Below are 21313 nucleotides of genomic sequence, written 5' to 3' on the forward strand. Positions count from 1 at the left end.
CCATGTCCCGCTATTTCATCGACCGACCCATCTTCGCATGGGTCATCGCCGTCGTAATGATGCTGGCCGGCGCGATCGCGATCCGCAGCCTGCCCATCGCGCAGTTCCCCGAAATCGCGCCGCCCGCGGTCGCGATCACCGCGGTCTATCCGGGTGCCGATGCCGAAACGCTGGAGCGCACGACGACCCAGATCATCGAGCAGCAGCTCAAGGGCATCGATAATCTCCGCTATTTCTCGTCCTCGTCCTCCTCGGCGGGGACGGTGACGATCACGCTCACCTTCGAGCAGGGCACCGATCCCGACATCGCGCAGGTGCAGGTCCAGAACAAGCTGCAGGCGGCGACCCCGCTGCTGCCGCAGGAGGTCCAGCGCCAGGGCATTCAGGTCACCAAGTCCGCCGCCAGCTTCCTGCTGGTCGTCGGCCTCGTGTCGACCGACGGATCGCACAGCAACAACGACCTGTCCGACATGGTCGTGTCGCAGTTCCAGGACCCGATCAGCCGTGTCTCCGGTGTGGGTGAGCTGCAGGTATTCGGCGCGCAATATGCGATGCGCATCTGGCTCGATCCGACGAAGCTCAACAGCTACCAGCTTACCGTCGCCGATGTGACGTCAGCGGTGCAGGCGCAGAATGCGCAGGTCTCCGCCGGACAGATCGGCGCGCTGCCGGCGCCCAAGGAGCAGATGCTGAACGCGACGGTCAGCGTCCAGTCGCGCCTGCAAACGCCCGAGCAGTTCGCCAATATCCGCCTGAAGACCAACGCCGATGGCGCGGTCGTCCGGCTGGGCGATGTCGCGCGGGTCGAGCTGGGTGCCGAGAATTACGGCTTCGACGTGCAGTATAACGGCAAGCCCGCATCGGGCTTCGGCGTGCGGCTTGCCGCCGGTGCCAATGCGCTCGACACGGTGGAACTGGTCAAGCAGCGCGCCCAAGAGATCGGACGCGGCCTGCCCGCCGACGTCAAGGTCATCTACCCCTATGACACGACCCCGTTCGTTCGCCTGTCGGTCGAACAGGTCATCCATACGCTGATCGAGGCGGTGGTCCTCGTCTTCCTCGTCATGTTCCTGTTCCTCCAGAACTGGCGGGCGACGATCATCCCGACCATTGCGGTGCCGGTGGTGCTGCTCGGCACCTTCGCGGTGATGGCGGTCGCGGGCTTCACCATCAACACGCTGACCCTGTTCGGCATGGTGCTGGCGATCGGGTTGCTGGTCGACGACGCGATCGTCGTGGTCGAAAACGTCGAACGCCTGATCCAGACCGAGGGGCTGTCGCCGAAGGAAGCGGCGCGCAAGTCGATGGACGAGATCACCAGCGCGCTGGTGGGTATCGGCCTCGTCCTGTCGGCGGTGTTCCTGCCGATGGCGTTCTTCGGCGGGTCGACCGGCGTCATCTATCGCCAGTTCTCGATCACGATCGTCTCGGCGATGGTGTTGTCGGTGCTGGTCGCGCTGATCCTGACGCCGGCGCTATGCGCCACGATCCTCAAACCCCATGATCCGCACAAGCATGAGCAGGGCAACGGCCCGCTCGCGCGCTTCTTCCGCTGGTTCAACGACCGGTTCGAGCGCAGCCAGCTGAAATATGAGCGCGGGGTGCGTCGCACTACGCGCAGCTGGAAGCGGTCGATGCTCGTCTATCTGCTGATCGTCGCGGGCATGGTGGTCGTGTTCACGCGCCTCCCCTCGGGCTTCCTGCCCGACGAGGATCAGGGCACGGTGCTGGCGCTGGTGCAGGGTCCGGCGGGTGCGACGAGCGGTCGGACCGAAAAGGGCCTGAACCTGGTCCGCGACCATTTCCTGAAGCAGGAATCGGCCAACGTCGCCGGCGTGTTCACCATCAACGGCTTCAGCTTTGCGGGGCAGGGGCAGAATGCCGGCCTGGTCTTCGTCAACCTGAAGCCATGGGAGGAACGCGGCGGCGCCGAGAACAAGGCGCAGGCGATCGTCGGCCGGGCGATGGGTGCGTTCAGTCAGTATAAGGACGGCCTGATCTTCGCGCTGGTCCCGCCTGCGGTGCAGGAGCTGGGCAATGCCACCGGCTTCGACGTGCAGCTGGTCGATACCGGCGGCATCGGCCACGAACGGCTGGTGCAGGCGCGCAACATGATGCTGGGCATGGCGGCACAGGACCCGCGCGTAGCGCAGGTCCGCCCGCTCAGCCTGGAGGACGCGCCGCAGCTGAAGGTCAAGATCGACGAGGACAAGGCGCGCGCGCTCGGCCTCGATCTGGCCGACGTCAACTCGACCATCGCGACCGCATGGGGCGGCGGCTATATCAACGACTTCATCGATCGCGGTCGCGTGAAGCGCGTCTATATCCAGGCCGACGCCCCCTATCGCCTCGCGCCCGAGGATATCGGCGACCTGTATGTCCGCAATGCGACCGGACAGATGGTGCCGTTCACCGCCTTCTCGACGCTGGAATGGGCCAATGCGCCGGTCTCGCTGACCCGCTATAACGGGCAGTCGGCGATGCAGCTGCAGGGCGCGCCCGGACCGGGGCTGAGCACCGGTGCGGCGATGGAGGCGATGGAGGAAATCCATGCCAAGCTGCCGCCGGGCACCGCGCTGGAATGGACCGGGCTGTCGTTCGAGGAACGGCTGTCGGGCGGGCAGGCACCGGCGCTGTACGGCCTGTCGCTGCTGATCGTGTTCCTGTGCCTGGCGGCGCTGTACGAAAGCTGGTCGGTGCCGATTTCGGTACTGCTGGTCGTGCCGCTGGGCATCCTCGGCGCGCTGCTGGCGGCGTGGCTGACGGGGCTGAACAACGACATCTATCTGCAGGTCGGCCTCATCACGACCATCGGCGTGTCGGCGAAGAACGCGATCCTGATCGTGGAATTCGCCGAGGAGCGGATGGCGGACGGAATGAACGCCGTCGATGCGGCGGTGGAGGCGGCGCGGCTGCGACTGCGCCCGATCCTGATGACCTCGCTCGCCTTCGTGTTCGGTGTGTTGCCGCTGGCGATCAGCACCGGCGCGGGTGCCGGTGGTCAGAACGCGATCGGTCGTGCGGTGGTCGGCGGCATGTTGTCGGCGACGATCCTCGCGATCTTCTTCGTACCGATGTTCTTCGTCGTCGTGCTGCGCCTGTTCGGGCATGGCGGCAAGAACAGCCCGGCCGACATGCGCGACGATGACCGGAACGACGACAATCGCTCCACTGAAGGCGGCGAACCCCTGCCGCAGGGAGCATGACCATGAGCAAGAACGCCATGACGCTGCGTAGCCTGACCCTCCTCGTCGCCACCACGGCGCTGGCCGGATGCAACCTCGCGCCCAAGAATGTGCGGCCGGAGGGGGCGATCCCCGCGACCCTGCCGCAGGGCGGGCCGTATCCGGTGCTGGGAGCCGAACAGGTCGATGTGACCCGGATTGGATATCGCGACTTCTTCGTCGATCCGCGGTTGCAGGCGGTGATCGCGACCGCGCTGGAGAATAATCGCGATTACCGGGTGACGGCGGCCAATGTGCTGGCCGCCCGCGCGCAGTACCGCGTGACCCGCGCCAGCCAGGTGCCGACGACGGCGGCCAATGGCGGCGTCACCTTCACCAACAATCCGTTCGGCGCACTGGGCGGTGCTGGCGGGGCCGGGGGTGCCGGCGGCGCGGGCGGGGTGCCGGCGCAGAGCGGCAACCTCGAAATCTATCAGGCGTCGGTCGGCTTCTCCGCCTTCGAACTCGACCTGTTCGGCCGCGTCCGCAACCTCAGCCAGGCGGCGCTGCAGGAATATTTCGCGACCGAAGAGGCGCAGCGGGCCGCCCGCATCGCGCTGGTCGGTGAAGTCGCGAGCGCATGGCTGACGATGGCGGCGGATCAGGACCAGCTGCGCCTGTCGCGCGAGACGCTGACCAGCTTCGGCCGGACGCTGGAGCTGACCCGTGCGCAGTTCCGGGTCGGCGTCATCTCCGAACTGGAGGTGCAGCAGGCGGAAACCAGCTATCAGCAGGCGCGCAACGACATCGCCGCCCTGACCGCGCAGATCGCGCAGGACCAGAATGCGATCAACCTGTTGGCGGGCACGACGGTGCCAGCGGCGCAACTGCCGAGCGAGCTGGGCGATCGCGACCCGATCCTGTCGAACCTGCCGACCGGCGTATCGTCGACGGTGCTGCTGCGCCGGCCCGACGTGTTGCAGGCCGAACGCCGCCTCTATGCCGCCAACGCCAATATCGGCGCGGCGCGCGCGGCGCTGTTCCCCACGATCTCGCTGACCGCGACGCTGGGCACGATCAGCACGGCACTGGGCGGCCTGTTCGGGTCGGGCACGCAGAACTTCTCGGTCTCGCCTGGCGTGGCGCTGCCCTTGTTCGACGGCGGCCAGCGGCGCGGCAATGTCGAGGTCGCGCGCGCCCAGCAGCTGGCCGCGGTCGCCACCTATGAAGGCACGTTGCAGACCGCGTTCAAGGAAGTGGCCGACGCGCTGGCGACGCGCGGAACGATCGACGAACAGCTGTCGGCACAGACCGCCAAGGCGCAGGCCGCGGCGACCGCGCAGCGTCTGTCCGACGCGCGCTATCGTGCGGGGATCGACTCGTTCCTGAATACGCTGGATGCGCAGCGGACCAGCTACACGGCGCGGCAGGCGCTGGTGCAGACCCGGCTGGCGCGCGCGACCAATCTGGTCACCTTGTACCGGACGCTGGGGGGCGGGCTGAACTAACCGCGATCGGCCCATCATCCAGCGTGCCGTCCCGGCCGGATGCATCCCCCTTGCGTCCGGGCGGGATCGGCATATGCTCTCCTGTATAACATAAGGAGAGGAACGATGAACTCGACCGACCGGTGCGACGATGCCGCTGGCGAAAAGAGCATGGTGATCCTGCAGAGCCTGCTCTGTCTGCTGCGGGAAAAGAACCTGCTGTCGCGCGCGGATATCGAGGAACTGGCCGCCAAGGTCGCCAGCCGTGCTGCCGACCGCGACCATGACCCGCTGCCCTGCCAGAGCGAAGCGGCAATCGCCGCCGCCAGCGAGATGCAGCGTCTGGGCCTCTACATCGGCGGACGCTATGGCGGGAAACACCGTCGTATGTGATGGATTGGACGCCGTTGGACGCACCGGATATTGCGCCCGGCGGTGTCATCACGGCGTCAGAATTTACGACGACACGCATCCCCGGCAGCCGTCCTGCGTTATCTGCAGGCCCGGTCCTGCCGGGCGGGTATCATAAACGGACGGCTTAAACGTCCTTGAGAGGTTGTCGTGTCTTCGATTGCTCCCGACGAAATGTCCTACCTGGTACGTCGTGCAGAACAGCAGCTGGAACTGGCGCAGCGGGCCGACCACGAACAGGTGGTCAGCGCACATTACGAGCTGGCCAATTTGTATCTCGAGCGTGCCTATGCGCCGGTGGTGCCGGTGGAGGGTGCGCAGCAGGCGGCCTGAGCAGGGCAATCGGCCGGCTGGTTCGTCACTAATCCGATGTTGCACCGGATCGTCGCGGCGGGAGGTGATCGGCGGCGGGTTCCACATGGGGACCGGTAATGCGAAAGCGCGCGGTCGCGTCCCATGCCGATGGTGCGATGGCGATCCGGAACGGGCAGCTGAGCAACCAACGGAACCTAGCCGATTTCCTCGCCTCCGCCACGATCCGGTCGAGCAGTTCCGGCGAGGGGTTCCGAAGGATATTCTTGAGCGGTCCACAGCCAAGAGCCGCGAGAAAGCCTGAATCGTCGGACCGCGCGGCGCCGAGAACGACATAGGCCAGCGCCTTTTCGGGATCGTCGTCGGAGCAGACACAGATGTCGCCGAACGCTGCATGAGTGTCGTCCGACCAGTGGCCACTACCCTGTCGATGCCATTCGGCATACGCGTCCAGATGCCGACAAAGCTGTTCGACATCGGGTCGGGCAACCGCCCGGTCCAGTTCGTCCGAACAACCTTTGTGCGCCATGTTGCCGGCTATGGCTCATTGCGCAGCCACGTCAACGGAACTGGCGCTTTCGCAATCGGTGCTCAACGTCGCGTTCGCCGGAGGGGCGACCCGCGGGTCGCAGCGGGGGATCAGCCCGTAAGCAGTCTTGCTGCCACAGGGGGCGGGCATCGATCCGGTCCAGGGCCAACCGACATTCAGCTGCCTTCACAACCGCTTCACACCCCTCGTCACTCCCGCGCAGGCGGGAGTCCATATGCGCCGGTGTCTAGAAACCGACCGAGACGTCAGCGGTTATGGATTCCCGCCTCCGCGGGAATGACGACGGCAATGGCCGTTGACCGTCGATCGGGCCTCAGCCGTTGGGGGCGTCGGCATCCTGCTGGTTCACCATCGTATCGTCGACCGGCGCATCGTCGTCGCTGCTGGTCTGTCCGCGAGTCGAGCGCGAGGTCATGCCGGTGGCCGATGCGTCATCCAGCACTTGCTGGTCGGGTTCGACCGGCGGGGGCGGGGGCAGGGCTTCGGCCGGGGCGGCCGCCGACAGGTTTTCGGTCACCGGCGGTGCGGCCTCGAAATTCTCCTCGGGCAGCGGGGTGGGCGGCGGAGCTTCCTCGTCGAACGCGCTGTTTTCGATCGGCGCATCCTCGGGTGCCTTGTCCGAGCATCCCGCCACACCGGTTGCCAGCAACAGGCCGCTGCCGGCCAGCAGCGCCACGCGCCATCCGTTCTTCATCGTCATTCCCTTTATCGTGCCGCCATCTGGCTGGCTTCGGCGCGCGCGGCGATCTTGTTCGCCAGCACACCGTCCCATTTATACGGATCCTCGCGGAAGCTCATCGTGCCGTTGGGCGTGGCGAAGGCGGTCCAGTAGAGGAGATACACCTTCACCGGATCGGCGACCTTCGCGCGCACCGTCTTGCCCGATGCAAGCGTCGCGTCGATCTGCGTATCCGGCCATTCGGGCGTGGTCCGCAACAGCAGCCGCGCCAGGTCCTCGGGCTTTTCGAGACGGACGCAGCCATGGCTGGCCAACCGGTCGAACTTGGCGAACCCGGCCTGCGCCGGCGTGTCGTGCAGATAGACCGCGAACGGATTGTCGAAATCGAACTTGAACCGGCCGAGCGCGCTGTTTTCCGACGCCTGTTGCAGGCGACGGCCGCCGCCCTCCGTCTCGATCACGCGGAATCCGTTGCGCTTCAGATAGCCGGGGTTCGCCCGCTCCTTTGGCCACAATTCCTTCTCGGCGATCGACGACGGCACGTTCCATGGCGGGTTGAGCACGATGGAATGGATCGTCGAGGTCAGCATCGGCGTCTCGTCGCCCGGCCGCCCGGTCACCGCCTTCATCGACGTTACGGGCTGGTCCCCGTCGAACACGGTCAGCACGGCGGCGGCGATGTTGACCTGGATGCGGTTCTTTTCCAGCTCGGTCGGCAGCCAGCGCCACCGCTCCATATTCGCCTTGATCTGCTTCACCCGCTCGCCGACCGGCACGTTCAGCGACGCGACGGTCTGCGCGCCGACCTGTCCGGCGGGGTTCAGGCCGTAGCGGCGCTGGGCGCGGCGGACGGCATCCAGCAGCGCCTGGTCGAACGTGTCGCCGGTCGGCGACAGCTCGGGGTCCTCGATCGCCAGCCGCTTGCGCAGCGCCGCGACCTGCGGCCCGCGTCCGCCAAGCCGCATTTCGGACCCGGCACCGATCGTCGGCCAACCGCCATTCGCCTGGATCTTGCGATAGCGCGCCAAGCCGGCGACCAGCGTATCATAACCGGCATAGGGCGGCGGCAGCGACGCGATCCATGCCGCAAGCTTGTCCTTCGCCACGGCATCGCGGAACGAGGGCAGCGGGTCGAATGCCTGCGGGCGCATCGCCCAGTCCTTCTGGAAATCGCCATTGTCCAGCCGGCCGGCGCGCACCGCATGGGCATGGTCGAGCGCGGCACGGACCAGCGCGGGGCCGGTCAGCCCGCTAAGCGACGGCTCGCGATCCTTCAGCCCCTGCGCCACGGCATCGCGCGCCAGCAGTCGGGCCAGTTCGCTCTCCTGCGCGGCGGTCAGCGTCGGCAGCGGGGCGGCGGCCGGCACCGGCTGCACCATCGGCGCGGTCGTCGGCAGGGTCGGCACGACCGGCGGCGGCGTGACCTGCGCCACGGCACCGGTCGCGCCGGTCAGCGCGATCCCGGCCAGCAGCGCACGGCGGGCCAAATGGGCGAAACGAGGGCGATGGTCGATAATCGTCTTCATCCTATACTCTTCCGGTGCGGCACGCAGGCTGTAGTGCATTCGAACCTGCCGCACGATGAACCGTTCCCCTTTGGCGTCATGCTACCACAGGGGCGGGGTCGTTTCGAACCCCTGCCGATCAAGAAAGATGGCGCTTGTCGAGCTTACGCGCCAGCGTCCGGCGGTGCATCCCGAGGCGACGGGCGGCCTCCGAGATGTTGAAACCGGTATCGGCCAGTGTCTGGTGGATATGTTCCCATTCCAGCGTCTTGATCGACGTCGGCGCGGCCGTCAGGTCGGCGTCCGCATTCCCCTCGACCCGGGCGAAGGCGGCCTCGATTTCGTCGGTATTGGCGGGCTTGGTCAGATAGTTGGTCGCGCCGAGCTTGATCGCCTCCACCGCCGTCGCGATGCTGGCGAAGCCGGTCAGCACCACGATCCGCATCGCCGGGTCGATCGCGGACAATACCGATACGCAGGCAAGCCCCGACGCGCCGCCCAGACGCAGGTCGACCACCGCATGGTCCGGCGCGAAGTCGCGCGCCAGTTCTTCCAGCCGGTCGGGGCCGCCGGTCACCTCGACCACATAGCCGCGCCGTTCGAACGACCGGCACAGGGTGCGGGCAAAGGTCGCATCGTCCTCGACGATCAGCAATCGGCGCTCGGTCATCGCGTCTTCTCCAGCGCCAGCGAATCGATCGGCAGGATCAGGGTCGTCTCCGCCCCGCCGCTGTCGCGGTTCAGTGCCTCGATCGTGCCGCCCAGCGGGCGCAGGACGTTGGTGGCGAGATAGAGGCCGAGGCCGGCACCCTGCCGGTCCTTGCTGGTATTATAGGGCTTGCCGAGCTGCGAGAGAATGCGGTCGCTGAACCCGTTCCCGTCATCGCGGACGGTCAGGCGCAGCATCGCCCCGTCGCGGAGCGCCAGCAGCGCGATCTCCCGCCCGCCGGCCTCGATGGCATTGTCGAGCAGGTTGGTCAGCGCCTGCGCCAGCGCCCGATCGGCGACGATGGGAATGTCTGGACCCAGCCGGTCCTCGAACACGGCCCGCGTCGGATCGTTGCCGCGCCAGCGGGTGAGCGTGTCGGTCAGGAAGGTGCGCAGCGTCGTGCGGGTCGGGGCCTCGCCGGTCACCTCGCCCGCGGCGAACAGGATGCCCGACACGATCTCCTTGCAGCGCATCACTTCGGCGCGCATGTCGTCGACCTCGGCCACGAAGCGGGGATCGCGGCGGATCGCCGGCTCGTTCTTCCAGTCGCCGAGCAGCACCGAAATGGACGAGAGCGGCGTGCCAAGCTCATGGGCCGCGCCGCTGGCGAGCAGGCCCATGCGGACGATATGCTCCTCCTCCACCGCGCGCTGGTGGAGTTGCGCCACCTTGGTATCGCGGTCGCGCAGGTTGGCGGCGATGCGCGTGACGAACGCGACCAGCAATGTCGCGGCCAGCACGAAATTGATCCAGTTGCCGATCAGATAGGCTTCAGACAGGCTGCTGGAATAGGCGGGCGGCAGGTCGAGCGGACGGTGGAACGGTCCGAGCAGCGCGAACGCCCCGCCGGTAATCGCGACCAGCGCCCAGCTGGACCACACGTCGAGCAGGATCGCACCGATCACGACCTGCAGCAGATAGAGCGAAACGAACGGATTGCGCGCACCGCCCGACAGGTACAGCTGCGCCGTCAGCGCCGCGACGTCGAGGACCAGCGCGGCGAACAACGGCAAATTGGTATCGCTCCACCGCGAGCGGCGGGCGAGGGTGACGAGGTTGAGCAGCACCAGCGCCGCCAGCACGCTCGCCATCGGGACGAGTGGAAGGCGGATGCCGAGCAGCCCGTCGACCACCAGGATCGTGCCGAGCTGCCCGCCGACCGCCAGCCAGCGCAGCTGCACCAGCAGCAGCATGTTGCGACCCGCACCATAGGCCGACGGCGGCGGCTGCGGAGTCGGGGAAGGGGGGGCGGGCTGCATCGGGCGCATGTTACGCCCGTGGTTCGCGCCGTGCGACCCACCATGTCATGCCGCCCAGCAGCAAGGCGAGGCCGAACCATGTCAGCGCATAGACGAGGTGGTTGTTGCGGAAGGTGACGACGGTCAGCCCGCCGCGCGGCCATGCGACCTTCGGGTCGGCGACGGCATCGACGAAATAGGGGGCGACGTCGGTCAGCCCGCGCTTCGCCGCGATCGCCGCGACGTCGCGCGAATACCAGCGATCCTCGGCGGGGACGTTGCTGCGCAGGAAGCCGCCGCCGGGTTCGGTGATCCGCAGCAGGCCGCGCACGGTCACGGTGCCGGTGGGCGGAGCTACCTTCCCGCGCCGGTCCGGCGGTACGAACCCGCGATTGACCAGCAGGGTAAAGCGCCCGGTGTCGAGCGGAGTCAGGACCCAGAAGCCGCCGCCCAGAGTGGTCGCTGCCTGGGTATAGGTATCGGCGTCGGGGCGGTAGCGCCCGGTGACGACGACGGGACGATAGACCTCGTCCTTCGTAATCGCGGCCCAACTTGCGGGCGGCGGGGCGGGGACGGGCGGGGAGCGCAGCATGGCCTCGGTGCGCTGGATCAGGTCCAGCTTCCACACCCGCCGCTGCAACTGCCACACGCCCAGCCCGATCAGGCCGGCGATGACGCATCCGATCAGGGTCCCGATCAGGATGCGTCGGATCGACCGGCCCGCCATCGACCGGGGCTGGGTCACATCGCGCTCATGTCCCCGGACATCTGGGGCATCATGTTCACGTTCATATGGTACATGACCCACAGCGACCCGGCGATGGTGATCCCGACCAGCACGACCGTGAAGATCAGCGCCATCAGCGTCCAGCCATTCTCGGACTTGGTGTTCATGTGGAGGAAGTAGATCATGTGCACGACGATCTGCACGACCGCGCAGATCATCACGATGGCGGCGGTGATCCGCGCATCGGCGATCGCCCCCGACATCACCAGCCCGAACGGAATGGCGGTCAGCAGCACCGACAGCAGGAAGCCGATGATATATTCCTTGCGCGATCCGTGCGCAGGCGCGTCGCCGTGACCGCCATGGCCGTGGCCATGATCGTGGCCGTGCGCGTCGTGATGGGCATGGCCGGCCATTAGAGGACTCCCAGCAGATAGACGAAGGTGAAGACGCCGATCCAGATGACGTCGAGGAAGTGCCAGAACAGCGACAGGCACATCAGCCGGCGCATGTTGGCGGCACCGAGGCCGTATTTCGCGACCTGCACCATCAGCGTGACCAGCCAGATCGAGCCGAAGGTGACGTGCAGCCCGTGGGTGCCGACCAGTGTGAAGAAGCTGGACAGGAACGCGCTGCGCTGCGGCCCGGCGCCTTCGTGGATCAGGTGGCTGAACTCGTACAGTTCGATGCCGAGGAAGCACAGGCCGAACACGCCGGTGATGGCGAGCCAGCGCAGCGTCGCGCCCTTCTTGCCCTGTTCGGCGGCGATCATCGCGAAGCCATAGGTGATCGACGAGAACAGCAGCATCGCGGTGTTCAGCGCGACCAGCGGCAGGTCGAACAGCTCCTTGGCATCCGGGCCACCCGCGGTGCTGCCCGAATAGACGCCATAGGCGGCGAAGAGCATGGCGAAGATGAGGCAGTCGCTCATCAGGTAGAGCCAGAAGCCGAGCATGGTGCTCGACCCGGCTTCATGCTCATGCTCCTCCGCCAGGTGATAGGCGCGACCCGATGCGCCTGCGGGGACTTGTACCGAAGAACCCATGTTTTACGCCCCCGCGGCCTGGAGGTCGGCAGTACGCTGCCGCTCCGTCTCGATGACTTCCTCGACCGGAATGTGGAAGTCCCGCTTGTAGTTGAAGGTGTGGAAGATCGCGACGCCGATCACCGCGACGAACGACAGTGCCGCCAGCCACCAGATGTACCAGACCATCGCCAGACCGAAGACCGTCGACAGGCCCGCCAGCACGATCCCCGCCCAGGTGTTGCTGGGCATGTGGATGGCGGTGAAGCCGTCCACCGGGCGTGCGTACTTGTGCTCCTTCATGTCGTACCATGCGTCCATGTCGTGGACGACGGGGGTGAACGCGAAGTTATAGTCCGGCGGCGGAGACGAGGTCGCCCATTCGAGGCTGCGGCCGTTCCACGGATCGCCGGTAAAGTCGCGCAGCTTGTCGCGGTTCATGATGCTGACGGCAATCTGCACCAGGAAGGCGGCGATGCCGACCGCGATGATCGCGGCACCCACCGCGGCGATGACGAACCAGATCTGCAGGCTCGGATCGTCGAAGTGGCGGAGACGCCGGGTGATGCCCATCAGGCCCAGCACATAGAGCGGGGTGAAGGCGACCCAGAAGCCGACGAACCAGCACCAGAAGCTGACCAGGCCCCACTTCTTGTCCAGCTTGAAGCCGAACGCCTTGGGGAACCAGTAGTTGATGCCCGCGAACATCCCGAACACCACGCCGCCGATGATGACGTTGTGGAAGTGGGCGACGAGGAACAGCGAGTTGTGCAGCACGAAGTCGGCGGGCGGCACGGCGAGCAGCACGCCGGTCATGCCGCCGATGGTGAAGGTCAGCATGAAGGCGATCGCCCACATCATCGGCAGCTCGAAACGGATACGGCCGCGATACATGGTGAACAGCCAGTTGAAAATCTTCGCGCCCGTCGGGATCGAGATGATCATCGTGGTGATGCCGAAGAACGAGTTGACGCTCGCGCCCGACCCCATGGTGAAGAAGTGGTGCAGCCACACCAGGTACGACAGGATGGTGATGACCAGCAGCGCGTAGACCATCGACGTATAGCCGAACAGCCGCTTGCCCGAGAAGGTCGACACGATTTCCGAGAACACGCCGAACGCCGGCAGGATCAGGATGTAGACTTCCGGGTGGCCCCAGATCCAGATCATGTTCACGTACATCATCGGGTTGCCGCCGAGCGTGTTCGTGAAGAAGTTCGTGCCGACATAGCGGTCGAGCGACAGCAGCGCGAGCACGGCGGTCAGCACCGGGAAGGCGGCGACGATCAGGATGTTGGTGACCAGCGCCGACCAGGTGAAGATCGGCATCTTCATCAGGCCCATGCCCGGCGCGCGCATCTTGACGATGGTCGCGATCAGGTTGACGCCCGACAACAATGTCCCGACGCCCGCCAGCTGGAGCGCCCAAATATAATAGTCGACGCCGACATCGGGCGAATAATCGAGGCCCGACAGCGGCGCGAACGCCAGCCACCCGGTGCGGGCGAACTCACCGACGAACAGGCTGGCCATGACGATCACGACGCCCGACGCGGTCATCCAGAAGCTGAAATTGTTCAGGAATGGGAACGACACGTCGCGCGCGCCGATCTGGAGCGGGACGATGTAGTTCATCAGGCCCGTGACCAGCGGCATCGCCACGAAGAAGATCATGATGACGCCGTGGGCGGTGAACACCTGGTCATAGTGATGGGCGTTCAGGAAGCCCTCGTTCTGGCCGAAGGCGATCGCCTGCTGGCTGCGCATCATCACCGCGTCGGCGAAGCCGCGCAGCAACATGACGATGCCGAGGATCATGTACATGATCCCGATCCGCTTGTGATCGACCGTGGTGAACCATTCTTTCCAGAGATAGCCCCACAGTTTGAAATAGGTCAGCGCCGCCAGCACCGCCGCGCCGCCGATGGCGACCGCGATGAAGGTCATGACGATGATCGGTTCGTGGATCGGGAAGCTCTCGAGCGTCAGGCGCCCGAAGATCAGCTTGGTAAGGGTATCGGACATGATCTCGTTCTCAGCCAAGTGCCGGAGCGGTGCGGCCCGGAATCGCGGGCGGCGCGATGCGGGTCATGTTACGGTTGGCGTCGTTGCCCGGATCGGCCGCGCCGGGGGCGGCGGACGACCCTTGCGGTGCGTCGCCGCTGCTGTGCGGGCTGACACCATATTCCGATGGTGCCTTTTCCAGCGCGCCCTTGGTACGCTCCCCTTCGGGCAATCGGCTGTTGACCGCCGAACCATGGCCGCCATGGCCCATGCTCTCGGTCATGCACGGCGTGCCGGGCTTGACGCACATCTGGACGATACGGGTGAACAGGCCCTGTTCGACCCCGCCAAAGCCCATCGGCGGCACCTTCTCGCTGGGCTTTTCCAGTTCGAGATAGCGCGCGGTGTCGAGCCGGTTCGGCATCGCCTTCACCCCCGCGACGAACTTGTCGAAGCCGGCCGCATCGGTGCTGGTCGTCTTGAAGTTCATGTAGGAGAAGCCGGCGCCGCTATAGTGCGCCGACATGCCCTCGAACGTGCCCGGCTTGTTCAGCACGGCGTGGAGCTTCGTCTCCATGCCCGGCATCGTGTAGATCATGCCGGCCATCGCGGGCACGTAGAAGGTGTTCATCACCGACGACGACGACAGGCGGAACCGTACCTGGCGATCGACGGGCAGGACGAGGCGGTTGACCGTCGCGATCCCCTGTTCGGGGTAGATGAACAGCCATTTCCAGTCGAGCGAGACGACCTGGATTTCCAGCGGCTTCTGGTCTTCCGGCACTGGCTTGCCCGACGAAATCTGCCCGATCGGGCGATAGGGATCGAGCAGGTGGGTGCTGATCCACGTCAGAGCGCCCAGCGCGATGACGATCAGCAGCGGACCGGACCAGATGACCAGTTCGAGCGCGGTCGAATGGTCCCAGTTCGGCTTGTACGTCGCCTTTTCGTTGGTCGCGCGGTATTTCCACGCGAACCAGACGATCAGTACCATCACCGGAATGATGATGAGCAGCATCAGGCCGACCGAGATCATCAGGACGTCGGCCTGTTGGCGCGCGACGTCGCCGGCGGGATTGAGCACGACCAGGTCGCAGCCGCCGAGCAGCGGCAATGCCGCGAGCGGGAGGAGCGAACGCAGTGGCCGGTGCCACGGGAGCGAGCGGGGCAGGATCATGGGCGCGACCTATGCCGTGCGATGCTGCACTGCGATAGGACATTTTGTCCTATCCCCGCGTTTGGTGCATTGCGATAACGGGCGCATAGTCTGCCTATCTGCGCGTGCAGCGCACCATATCTGGAGTCCCTATGGCCGAGGCCTTCGTTCATTCCGGCGAGCTTGAGGGCGATGCCCGCGCCGTCAATTCGTCGGGCGAGGTGAACGTCCAGTCCGAGGAGATCGCCATCGGCGTCATCATCGGACGCACGTCGGAATTCTTCGACTTCTTCGTGTACGCGATCGCGTCCGTGATCGTGTTCCCGCAGCTGATGTTCCCCTATGTCGATCGCCTGACCGGCACGCTCTATTCCTTCGCGCTGTTTCCGCTGGCGTTCTTCGCGCGGCCGCTGGGCACGCTGCTGTTCATGTGGATCGACCGTCGTCACGGGCGGGGGACGAAGCTGACCATCGCGCTGTTCCTGCTGGGCACCGCGACCGTCGCGATGGGCTTCCTGCCCGGATATGCGCAGGTCGGTGCCTGGTCGGCGATCCTGCTGGCGGCGCTGCGGGTCCTGCAGGGCATCGCGCTGGGCGGGGCATGGGACGGCCTCGCCTCGCTGCTGGCGCTGAACGTGCCGCAGGACCGGCGTGGCTGGTATGCGATGATTCCGCAGCTCGGCGCGCCGCTCGGGCTGATGGTGGCGAGCGCGCTGTTCGCCTTCTTCACCGCCTATATGAGTGCCGAGGACTTCATCAGCTGGGGCTGGCGCTATCCATTCTTCGTCGCGTTCGCGCTGAACGTCGTGGCATTGTTCGCCCGGCTGCGCATCGTCGTGACGCCGGAATATACCGCCCTGTTCGAGAATCGCGAGCTGAAGGCATCGCCAGTGCTGCCCACCGTCGGCCGCGAATGGAAGACGATCGCGATCGGTGCGCTGGTGCCGCTGGCCAGCTTCGCGCTGTTCCACATGGTCACCGTGTTCCCGCTGTCGTGGATCTTCCTGTTCACAGAACAGGAAATCGCCCGTTTCCTGTGGATCGAGACGGCCTGCGCGATCTTCTTCATCTTCGCGATCGTCATCTCGGGCGTGTTGGCAGACCATGTCGGGCGTCGCACGCTGTTGGGCTTCGGCGCGGTCGCCATCGCGCTGTTCTCGGGCCTCGCGCCGCTGCTGCTGAACGGTGGCGATGCGGGTGAGATCGCGTTCATGATCACCGGCTTCATCCTGCTCGGCCTGTCGTTCGGCCAGTCGTCGGGTACCGTGGCGTCGAACTTCGCCAAGGATTCGCGCTATACCGGCGCGGCGCTGACGTCCGATCTGGCGTGGCTGTTCGGGGCAGGCTTTGCGCCGCTGGTCGCGCTGGCGCTGGCGGGCAAGCTCGGGCTGATCGCGTCGGGCCTCTACCTGTTGTCGGGGGCGGTCGGTACGCTGGCGGCGCTGGCGCTGAACAAGGAACTGGCACGCCGACTCGATTGATCCGGTCGATGCTGCGACTATGGGCGGCGGCGCTTGCGCTGGCGGTGGGGCAACCCGCCGCGGCGCAGGACGCCGCCGTCGTCGTGTCCGCCGATACCGCACTGGCGCAGGATGCCGCCGAGGCCGCCCGGCTGCGCGGCATCGATCCTGCCGAGGCGTTGACGCTGCTGCGCAAACAGGCGGCGAGTGTCGCGGTGACCGAATGGGTGGAGGGCGAGTATCGCGACCGGCTGGCGGGAACGGTGGTCGAGCGAGACGGTGCGGTGACCGTGCTGCTGACCGGCAAGCGGCCGGTGCCCGATGGACAGGTGTCGATCGATGGCCTGTCGGTCCCGATCCGCTTTCGGACCGGCGCGACCGCGACCCGTGCGCAGCTGCTCGCCGCGATCAACCAGCATCAGGCGACCATCCGCGCGATGATGACGCGGCCCCCGGCAATGGGGGTCGACGCCCGAAACGGCGAATTGCTGGTGCTGATCGGTGCCAGCGATGCGACGGGCGATGTCGCCGGGTTGCGCAAGCGGATCGAGGCGTTGACCGGCGTTCCAGTGCGGATCGCTACTACCGGCCGCCCGGAGCTGGACCTGTCGGGCGAGGTGGTCGGCGGATCGCGGCTGATCGGCCCTGACCCGGCAAGCGGGCGGCGATTTTATTGCACGACCGGGTTCGTGGTGACCGATGGCGCGCGGAATGGCATCGTTACCGCCGCGCATTGTCCCGACACGCTGGAGCATGTCGCCAAGGACGGGACGCGCACGCCGCTGCCCTTTATCGGGCAATGGGGCTGGGGCTTTCACGATGTGCAGGTCAATGCCAGCCCCGACGCAGTGCTGCCGCGCTTCTTTTCCGATGCGGCGCGTACCGTCCTGCGGCCGGTCGACGGACAGCGCAGCCGCGCCGGTACGCGGGTCGGCGACTTTGTCTGCCATCGCGGCGAACATAGCGGCTATAGTTGTGCCGAGGTCCAGATGGTCGACTTCGCGCCGTCGGGCGATCTGTGCGGCGGACCGTGCCTGCCGACCTGGGTCGCGGTCGCGGGGCCGGGGTGCAAGGGCGGCGACAGCGGCGGGCCGGTGTTCATCGGTACCACCGCCATCGGATTGTTGAAGGGTGCGAGCTATCGTCCCGACGGGACGTGCGTGTTCTATTATTATATGTCGCTCGACTTTCTGCCCGATGGCTGGCGACTGGTCCGTTCACCGCCCGCCTTCACAACGCCGGGGGTCCTTCCCAACTCTCCCAGATGACCGACGCCATTCCCGCCGCCACGCTGATCCTGTTGCGCGACCGCGCCGTCGGACCGCCGGAGATATTGATGGTGGAGCGGTCGGCGGCGATGGCCTTTGCCGGCGGGGCGCTGGTCTTTCCCGGTGGTCGGATCGACCCCGGCGACCGCGCGTTGGCATGGGCGATGGGTGACGGCGATCTTGCACCGCGACTGGCGGCGATCCGGGAAACGATCGAGGAGGCCGGCATCGCGGTCGGTGTTGCCGGCGATATTGCCACGATGCGGGCGGCGCTGAACGATGGCGCGGCGATTGGCGATCTTGGGCCGGTCGATCCGTCCGCGCTCACGCCCTATGCCCGATGGCGGCCGGATCATGTGCCGGTGCGCGTGTTCGATACCCATTTCTACGTCGCGCGTCTGCCCGACGATGCGCCCGCGGCGCGGGTCGATGCGACCGAGAATGTTCGCACCCTTTGGATCACCGCTGCCGATGCGTTGCACTCGGCCGATTGCGGGAAGGCGACGTTGCTGTTCCCGACGCGTCGCGTGCTGGAACGACTGGCGCAGCACGAGGATGTGGCGGCGGTGCTGGCCGATGCGCGGCGCTGGCCCGTGCGGACGATCACGCCATGGATCGAGGAGCGGGACGGCGGGCGCTTCGTCTGCATCCCCGGCGACCTGGGCTATCCGGTGACGGCCGAGCCGACCGATCGCGCGGTGCGCGGGTGAAGGCGCTGTCGGCGGGCGTCCGTGCGGTCGTCTGGCTGGCGATCCTCGCCGCAATCGCGTTCGCGCTCTATGCCTTTACCCGCAGTCGACCGCAGGACGTGCCGTGGACCCCGCTCGACCTGTCGCAGCCGGTCGGCGTGTTCACCCGCGCCAAGATCGGGGATCTGGCGGGCGATTTTGCCGGATGTCGTGCGCTGCTGGATGCGGCAGGGGTCCGCTACACCGCCCTGCCACCACGCGACGGAGGCGGACAATGCGGCTATGACGATGCGGTGCGGATGCGGGGTGGCGGATCGCGCACCATCGCCATTGCCCCCGACGTCGGCGTGTCATGCCGCGTGGCGACCGCGATGGCGCTCTGGGAGTGGCAGGTCGTCCAGCCCGCCGCGCAGAAGCATTTCGGCGAGCCGGTCGCTACGATCCAGAATTTCGGCAGCTATAACTGCCGTCGCATGTACGGCCGCGACACCGGCGCGTTCAGCGAACATGCCACCGCCAATGCGCTCGACATCGCTGGCTTCGTGCTGCGCGACGGACGGCGGATCAGCGTCGTCGGCGACTGGACGGCCGGGCAGGGGCGCGACGATGCCGCCAAGGCTGCCTTCCTGCGCGAGGTGCGCGACGGGGCGTGCGGAGTGTTCTCCACGGTGCTGTCGCCCGATTACAATGCCGCGCATCGCGACCATTTCCACTTCGACCAGGCGAAGCGCGGGTTTGGCGGGGCCTGTCGCTGAGCCAAGTTTTCGTCAACGCGGTGCCAGCCCGCTCCCCCTCCCGGCCACCCGGAGCGTATCCCTGATGGATGGCCGGGAGGGGGGGCAGGCTGACACCGCTTCTCACTCAATGCATCGGTGCGGCGGCGTCGACCTTTTCGACCCAGGCCGGATAGAAGGCCGGCTGCCGCATCGACCAGCCGGACGCGGTCGCCGCCGCTTCGCTGAGCGATTGCAGCAGCTTGCGGCGCAGTTCGGGGTGTAGATGGGGCAGTGCCGCCGATGCGCAGAAGGCGGCGGGCAGCCACGGACGCGCCTCCGGCCCGACCAGCCGTTCGTAGAGGAAGCGATAGGCGCCGAAGGTCGTCAGTCGTCCCTGGCCCAGATCGAACGCGGTCACCGTCAGCAGCGGCGTCATGAACGGTTCGATCGCATCCAGTCCGCTGTCTTCGGGAATGCAGGCACGGATGTCGGGCAGGCGATCATAGATACGCGCCTGCGCACGGATGCTGGCGGCCTCCACCACGTCGCGCGACCAGCGGCGCATCGCGTCGTCGCGATCCAGCCCGATATCGAGCGAACGGCGAATGTACCGCTGCGTCGCCGACGAAAAGGTCGCGAACTCCTTCATCTCCGCCAGCGTCATCGCGCCTTCGGCCGGCCTGCGTGCAATCGCCATCTCTGAACTCCCCGCCCAAGATTACAACCAACCGGATGTTGCCGAAGATTAGTTAACGGCTTGCTGAACGAAACACGGCGCCTCCGATTGACGACATATCCGAACAGGTTCGGTGCTGCGTTGCAACATCCTTGTGACGCGGTTCGTCGCATCCGCGGGCGGCGGCAGACTGCAGGGCGGGAGGGGCAAAACGAACGGCATCACTCGGTTCATCCGCCAGTCATCGCCGCGCAAACACGTTTCGTCGGAATTGGTTCCCATTTGGTCGCCGGTGGGGTTTTCGCCGCCCGCAAACCCTGCTCAATGCCGCTCAACACATTCTCGGGGCCGTGGGGGTCAGATGAATTTTGGTGCTGTGGCAGCGCGTTTCGCGCTGGTGGTTTCGTGCGCTCTGGCGATGGTGGCACCGGCCCAGGCCCGGTTCTGGCAATGCGCCCCCTATGCCCGCGAGATTTCGGGCGTCGAGATTTTCGGCAATGCCCACACCTGGTGGGGTCAGGCCGCCGGCAAATATGAACGCGGCCATGCCCCGAAGGAAGGCGCAGTGCTGTCCTTCGCCGCCACCTCGAAGATGCGCCTCGGCCATGTCGCCATGGTGTCGAAGGTCGTCAGCGACCGCGAAGTGCTGCTGACCCATGCCAACTGGTCGCGCCGTGGCGGGATCGAGCGCGATGTCCGCGCGATCGACGTGTCGGCCGCCGGCGACTGGAGCGAAGTGAAGGTGTGGTATGGTCCGCTGGGCGGCCTCGGCACCTCGGCCTATCCAGCCAACGGCTTCATCTATGCCAAGCACGCGCCGCGCGGCGGCAGCGAGCTGGATGCGCCGCTGGTGATCGTGAAGGCGGACCCGCCGGCCCCCACCCAGGGCGGTGCCAGCAGCCAGCCTGTCCAGGCCCGCATGGTCGTTGCGTTGAACGACTGATCGCCTACCCCACAAATCGCCGGAAGGCCCGTCGCATCACAAGTGCGGCGGGCTTTCTTTGGTTCAGGCGGGCCGGAAGGTCATCGCCACGCCGTTCATGCAATAGCGTTTGCCGGTCGGCGGGGGGCCGTCGTCGAACACATGGCCCAGATGCCCGCCGCATCGACTGCACAGCACCTCGGTCCGTGTCATCATCAGCGACCGGTCGGTCCGATTGACGACCGCACCGGGGCGCGGCGCGTAGAAGCTGGGCCAGCCGGTGCCGCTTTCGAACTTGGTCGACGACAGGAACAGCGGCTGCCCGCAGCCTGCACAGGCGAACACGCCCTTGCGCTTTTCGGCGTTCAGCGGACTGCTGTACGGCCGCTCTGTCCCTTCCTGCCGCAGGATATTATATTGTGCGGGCGACAGGCGGGATTTCCACTGGGCGTCGGTCAGCTTGAACGGGAAGGTCTGCGCCGCCTCGCTCGCTTCCGGCGCACAGCCGATCAGCGCGGCGAGCGCCGACATTCCGGTGAGTTCGAGCAGGCGGCGGCGATCGATCGACATGGCGCGATTCCTTTCGGAGTCGATGTGGGAAACCCGCGCCGGACCG

The 21313-nt window shown here is 66.5% G+C and carries 21 protein-coding genes; 9 read left to right on the forward strand and 12 right to left on the reverse strand.

What is annotated here, in order from left to right; translation table 11 throughout:
• Window positions 1–2 precede the first annotated feature (2 nt).
• The 4 genes from MF609_RS12335 (at window position 3) to MF609_RS12350 (ending at window position 5395) form a co-directional block, all read left to right on the forward strand.
• A complete protein-coding gene (locus tag MF609_RS12335) occupies window positions 3–3206 on the forward strand; it encodes an efflux RND transporter permease subunit (protein WP_242416620.1) in 3204 nt (1067 codons plus the stop codon).
• 2 nt (window positions 3207–3208) lie between these two features.
• The gene (locus tag MF609_RS12340; RefSeq protein ID WP_419723083.1) at window positions 3209–4672 is read left to right on the forward strand and encodes an efflux transporter outer membrane subunit; all 1464 of its coding nucleotides are present in this window, start codon (window positions 3209–3211) and stop codon (window positions 4670–4672) included.
• Between the two features lie 105 nt (window positions 4673–4777).
• Entirely contained in the window at window positions 4778–5044 is a 267-nt protein-coding gene (locus tag MF609_RS12345) for a hypothetical protein (RefSeq protein WP_242416622.1), read from the forward strand.
• 192 nt (window positions 5045–5236) lie between these two features.
• Complete coding sequence (locus tag MF609_RS12350) at window positions 5237–5395, forward strand: hypothetical protein (protein WP_242416623.1); 159 nt, start codon at window positions 5237–5239, stop codon at window positions 5393–5395.
• Between the two features lie 28 nt (window positions 5396–5423).
• On the opposite strand, the gene MF609_RS12355 is transcribed toward MF609_RS12350, so the two are convergent.
• From MF609_RS12355 to cyoA, 10 genes are all read right to left on the reverse strand, one after another.
• Window positions 5424–5903 (reverse strand): DUF6869 domain-containing protein, encoded by a 480-nt coding sequence (locus MF609_RS12355; protein ID WP_242416624.1) that lies wholly within the window; start codon window positions 5901–5903, stop codon window positions 5424–5426.
• A gap of 334 nt (window positions 5904–6237) precedes the next feature.
• Window positions 6238–6618: a hypothetical protein gene (locus MF609_RS12360; protein WP_242416625.1), complete on the reverse strand. Its 381-nt coding sequence runs from the start codon at window positions 6616–6618 to the stop codon at window positions 6238–6240.
• Window positions 6619–6629: 11 nt separating this feature from the next.
• A complete protein-coding gene (locus MF609_RS12365) occupies window positions 6630–8129 on the reverse strand; it encodes a L,D-transpeptidase family protein (protein ID WP_242416626.1) in 1500 nt (499 codons plus the stop codon).
• Window positions 8130–8247: 118 nt separating this feature from the next.
• On the reverse strand, window positions 8248–8778 hold the full coding sequence (locus MF609_RS12370) for a response regulator transcription factor (RefSeq protein WP_242416627.1): 531 nt from the start codon (window positions 8776–8778) through the stop codon (window positions 8248–8250).
• Window positions 8775–10076 (reverse strand): ATP-binding protein, encoded by a 1302-nt coding sequence (locus MF609_RS12375; protein ID WP_242416628.1) that lies wholly within the window; start codon window positions 10074–10076, stop codon window positions 8775–8777. Before MF609_RS12375 ends, MF609_RS12370 begins: the two co-directional genes overlap by 4 nt.
• Before the next feature lie 10 nt (window positions 10077–10086).
• Entirely contained in the window at window positions 10087–10782 is a 696-nt protein-coding gene (locus tag MF609_RS12380) for an SURF1 family protein (protein ID WP_242416844.1), read from the reverse strand.
• 14 nt (window positions 10783–10796) lie between these two features.
• Window positions 10797–11198: a cytochrome o ubiquinol oxidase subunit IV gene (cyoD, locus tag MF609_RS12385; protein ID WP_242416629.1), complete on the reverse strand. Its 402-nt coding sequence runs from the start codon at window positions 11196–11198 to the stop codon at window positions 10797–10799.
• Window positions 11198–11827 (reverse strand): cytochrome o ubiquinol oxidase subunit III, encoded by a 630-nt coding sequence (gene cyoC, locus MF609_RS12390; protein WP_242416630.1) that lies wholly within the window; start codon window positions 11825–11827, stop codon window positions 11198–11200. The genes cyoD and cyoC overlap by 1 nt, the downstream gene beginning before the upstream one ends.
• Window positions 11828–11830: 3 nt before the next feature.
• Window positions 11831–13831, reverse strand: coding sequence for a cytochrome o ubiquinol oxidase subunit I (gene cyoB, locus MF609_RS12395; RefSeq protein WP_242416631.1), 2001 nt, complete (start codon window positions 13829–13831; stop codon window positions 11831–11833).
• 10 nt (window positions 13832–13841) lie between these two features.
• Window positions 13842–14987 carry a ubiquinol oxidase subunit II gene (gene cyoA, locus MF609_RS12400; RefSeq protein ID WP_242416632.1) on the reverse strand — a complete coding sequence of 382 codons (1146 nt, stop codon included), beginning with the start codon at window positions 14985–14987 and terminating at the stop codon, window positions 13842–13844.
• Window positions 14988–15118: 131 nt separating this feature from the next.
• Here cyoA and MF609_RS12405 point away from each other — a divergent pair, with 131 nt between their 5' ends.
• The 4 genes from MF609_RS12405 to MF609_RS12420 are packed head-to-tail and all read left to right on the forward strand — an operon-like array spanning window position 15119 to window position 19138.
• Window positions 15119–16447, forward strand: coding sequence for an MFS transporter (locus MF609_RS12405; protein WP_242416633.1), 1329 nt, complete (start codon window positions 15119–15121; stop codon window positions 16445–16447).
• Between the two features lie 8 nt (window positions 16448–16455).
• The gene (locus tag MF609_RS12410) at window positions 16456–17694 is read left to right on the forward strand and encodes a S1 family peptidase (protein ID WP_242416634.1); all 1239 of its coding nucleotides are present in this window, start codon (window positions 16456–16458) and stop codon (window positions 17692–17694) included.
• Window positions 17691–18404 carry an NUDIX hydrolase gene (locus MF609_RS12415; protein WP_242416635.1) on the forward strand — a complete coding sequence of 238 codons (714 nt, stop codon included), beginning with the start codon at window positions 17691–17693 and terminating at the stop codon, window positions 18402–18404. Before MF609_RS12410 ends, MF609_RS12415 begins: the two co-directional genes overlap by 4 nt.
• Window positions 18401–19138, forward strand: a complete 738-nt coding sequence (locus MF609_RS12420) for an extensin-like domain-containing protein (protein ID WP_419723082.1) — start codon at window positions 18401–18403, stop codon at window positions 19136–19138. Before MF609_RS12415 ends, MF609_RS12420 begins: the two co-directional genes overlap by 4 nt.
• Before the next feature lie 106 nt (window positions 19139–19244).
• On the opposite strand, the gene MF609_RS12425 is transcribed toward MF609_RS12420, so the two are convergent.
• Window positions 19245–19796, reverse strand: coding sequence for a hypothetical protein (locus MF609_RS12425; protein ID WP_242416636.1), 552 nt, complete (start codon window positions 19794–19796; stop codon window positions 19245–19247).
• 340 nt (window positions 19797–20136) lie between these two features.
• Here MF609_RS12425 and MF609_RS12430 point away from each other — a divergent pair, with 340 nt between their 5' ends.
• Window positions 20137–20718: a CHAP domain-containing protein gene (locus MF609_RS12430; protein ID WP_242416637.1), complete on the forward strand. Its 582-nt coding sequence runs from the start codon at window positions 20137–20139 to the stop codon at window positions 20716–20718.
• Between the two features lie 63 nt (window positions 20719–20781).
• On the opposite strand, the gene msrB is transcribed toward MF609_RS12430, so the two are convergent.
• Window positions 20782–21267, reverse strand: a complete 486-nt coding sequence (msrB, locus tag MF609_RS12435; RefSeq protein ID WP_419723081.1) for a peptide-methionine (R)-S-oxide reductase MsrB — start codon at window positions 21265–21267, stop codon at window positions 20782–20784.
• Window positions 21268–21313 lie beyond the last annotated feature (46 nt).

The sequence above is a fragment of the Sphingomonas panni genome (assembly GCF_022664435.1).
In the GTDB taxonomy this organism is placed as follows: domain Bacteria; phylum Pseudomonadota; class Alphaproteobacteria; order Sphingomonadales; family Sphingomonadaceae; genus Sphingomonas; species Sphingomonas panni.

Bases quoted from the DNA above. Each gene is read 5' to 3' on its own strand.
- MF609_RS12370 (WP_242416627.1), bottom strand. From the start codon at position 8,778: ATGACCGAGCGCCGATTGCTGATCGTCGAGGACGATGCGACCTTTGCC.
- MF609_RS12425 (WP_242416636.1), bottom strand. From the start codon at position 19,796: ATGGCGATTGCACGCAGGCCGGCCGAAGGCGCGATGACGCTGGCGGAG.
- MF609_RS12345 (WP_242416622.1), top strand. From the start codon at position 4,778: ATGAACTCGACCGACCGGTGCGACGATGCCGCTGGCGAAAAGAGCATG.
- MF609_RS12360 (WP_242416625.1), bottom strand. From the start codon at position 6,618: ATGAAGAACGGATGGCGCGTGGCGCTGCTGGCCGGCAGCGGCCTGTTG.
- MF609_RS12365 (WP_242416626.1), bottom strand. From the start codon at position 8,129: ATGAAGACGATTATCGACCATCGCCCTCGTTTCGCCCATTTGGCCCGC.
- MF609_RS12405 (WP_242416633.1), top strand. From the start codon at position 15,119: ATGGCCGAGGCCTTCGTTCATTCCGGCGAGCTTGAGGGCGATGCCCGC.
- cyoC (WP_242416630.1), bottom strand. From the start codon at position 11,827: ATGGGTTCTTCGGTACAAGTCCCCGCAGGCGCATCGGGTCGCGCCTAT.
- MF609_RS12340 (WP_419723083.1), top strand. From the start codon at position 3,209: ATGAGCAAGAACGCCATGACGCTGCGTAGCCTGACCCTCCTCGTCGCC.
- MF609_RS12415 (WP_242416635.1), top strand. From the start codon at position 17,691: ATGACCGACGCCATTCCCGCCGCCACGCTGATCCTGTTGCGCGACCGC.
- MF609_RS12350 (WP_242416623.1), top strand. From the start codon at position 5,237: ATGTCCTACCTGGTACGTCGTGCAGAACAGCAGCTGGAACTGGCGCAG.
- cyoB (WP_242416631.1), bottom strand. From the start codon at position 13,831: ATGTCCGATACCCTTACCAAGCTGATCTTCGGGCGCCTGACGCTCGAG.
- MF609_RS12410 (WP_242416634.1), top strand. From the start codon at position 16,456: ATGCTGCGACTATGGGCGGCGGCGCTTGCGCTGGCGGTGGGGCAACCC.
- MF609_RS12335 (WP_242416620.1), top strand. From the start codon at position 3: ATGTCCCGCTATTTCATCGACCGACCCATCTTCGCATGGGTCATCGCC.
- MF609_RS12380 (WP_242416844.1), bottom strand. From the start codon at position 10,782: ATGGCGGGCCGGTCGATCCGACGCATCCTGATCGGGACCCTGATCGGA.
- msrB (WP_419723081.1), bottom strand. From the start codon at position 21,267: ATGTCGATCGATCGCCGCCGCCTGCTCGAACTCACCGGAATGTCGGCG.
- MF609_RS12430 (WP_242416637.1), top strand. From the start codon at position 20,137: ATGAATTTTGGTGCTGTGGCAGCGCGTTTCGCGCTGGTGGTTTCGTGC.
- MF609_RS12355 (WP_242416624.1), bottom strand. From the start codon at position 5,903: ATGGCGCACAAAGGTTGTTCGGACGAACTGGACCGGGCGGTTGCCCGA.
- MF609_RS12375 (WP_242416628.1), bottom strand. From the start codon at position 10,076: ATGCAGCCCGCCCCCCCTTCCCCGACTCCGCAGCCGCCGCCGTCGGCC.
- cyoA (WP_242416632.1), bottom strand. From the start codon at position 14,987: ATGATCCTGCCCCGCTCGCTCCCGTGGCACCGGCCACTGCGTTCGCTC.
- cyoD (WP_242416629.1), bottom strand. From the start codon at position 11,198: ATGGCCGGCCATGCCCATCACGACGCGCACGGCCACGATCATGGCCAC.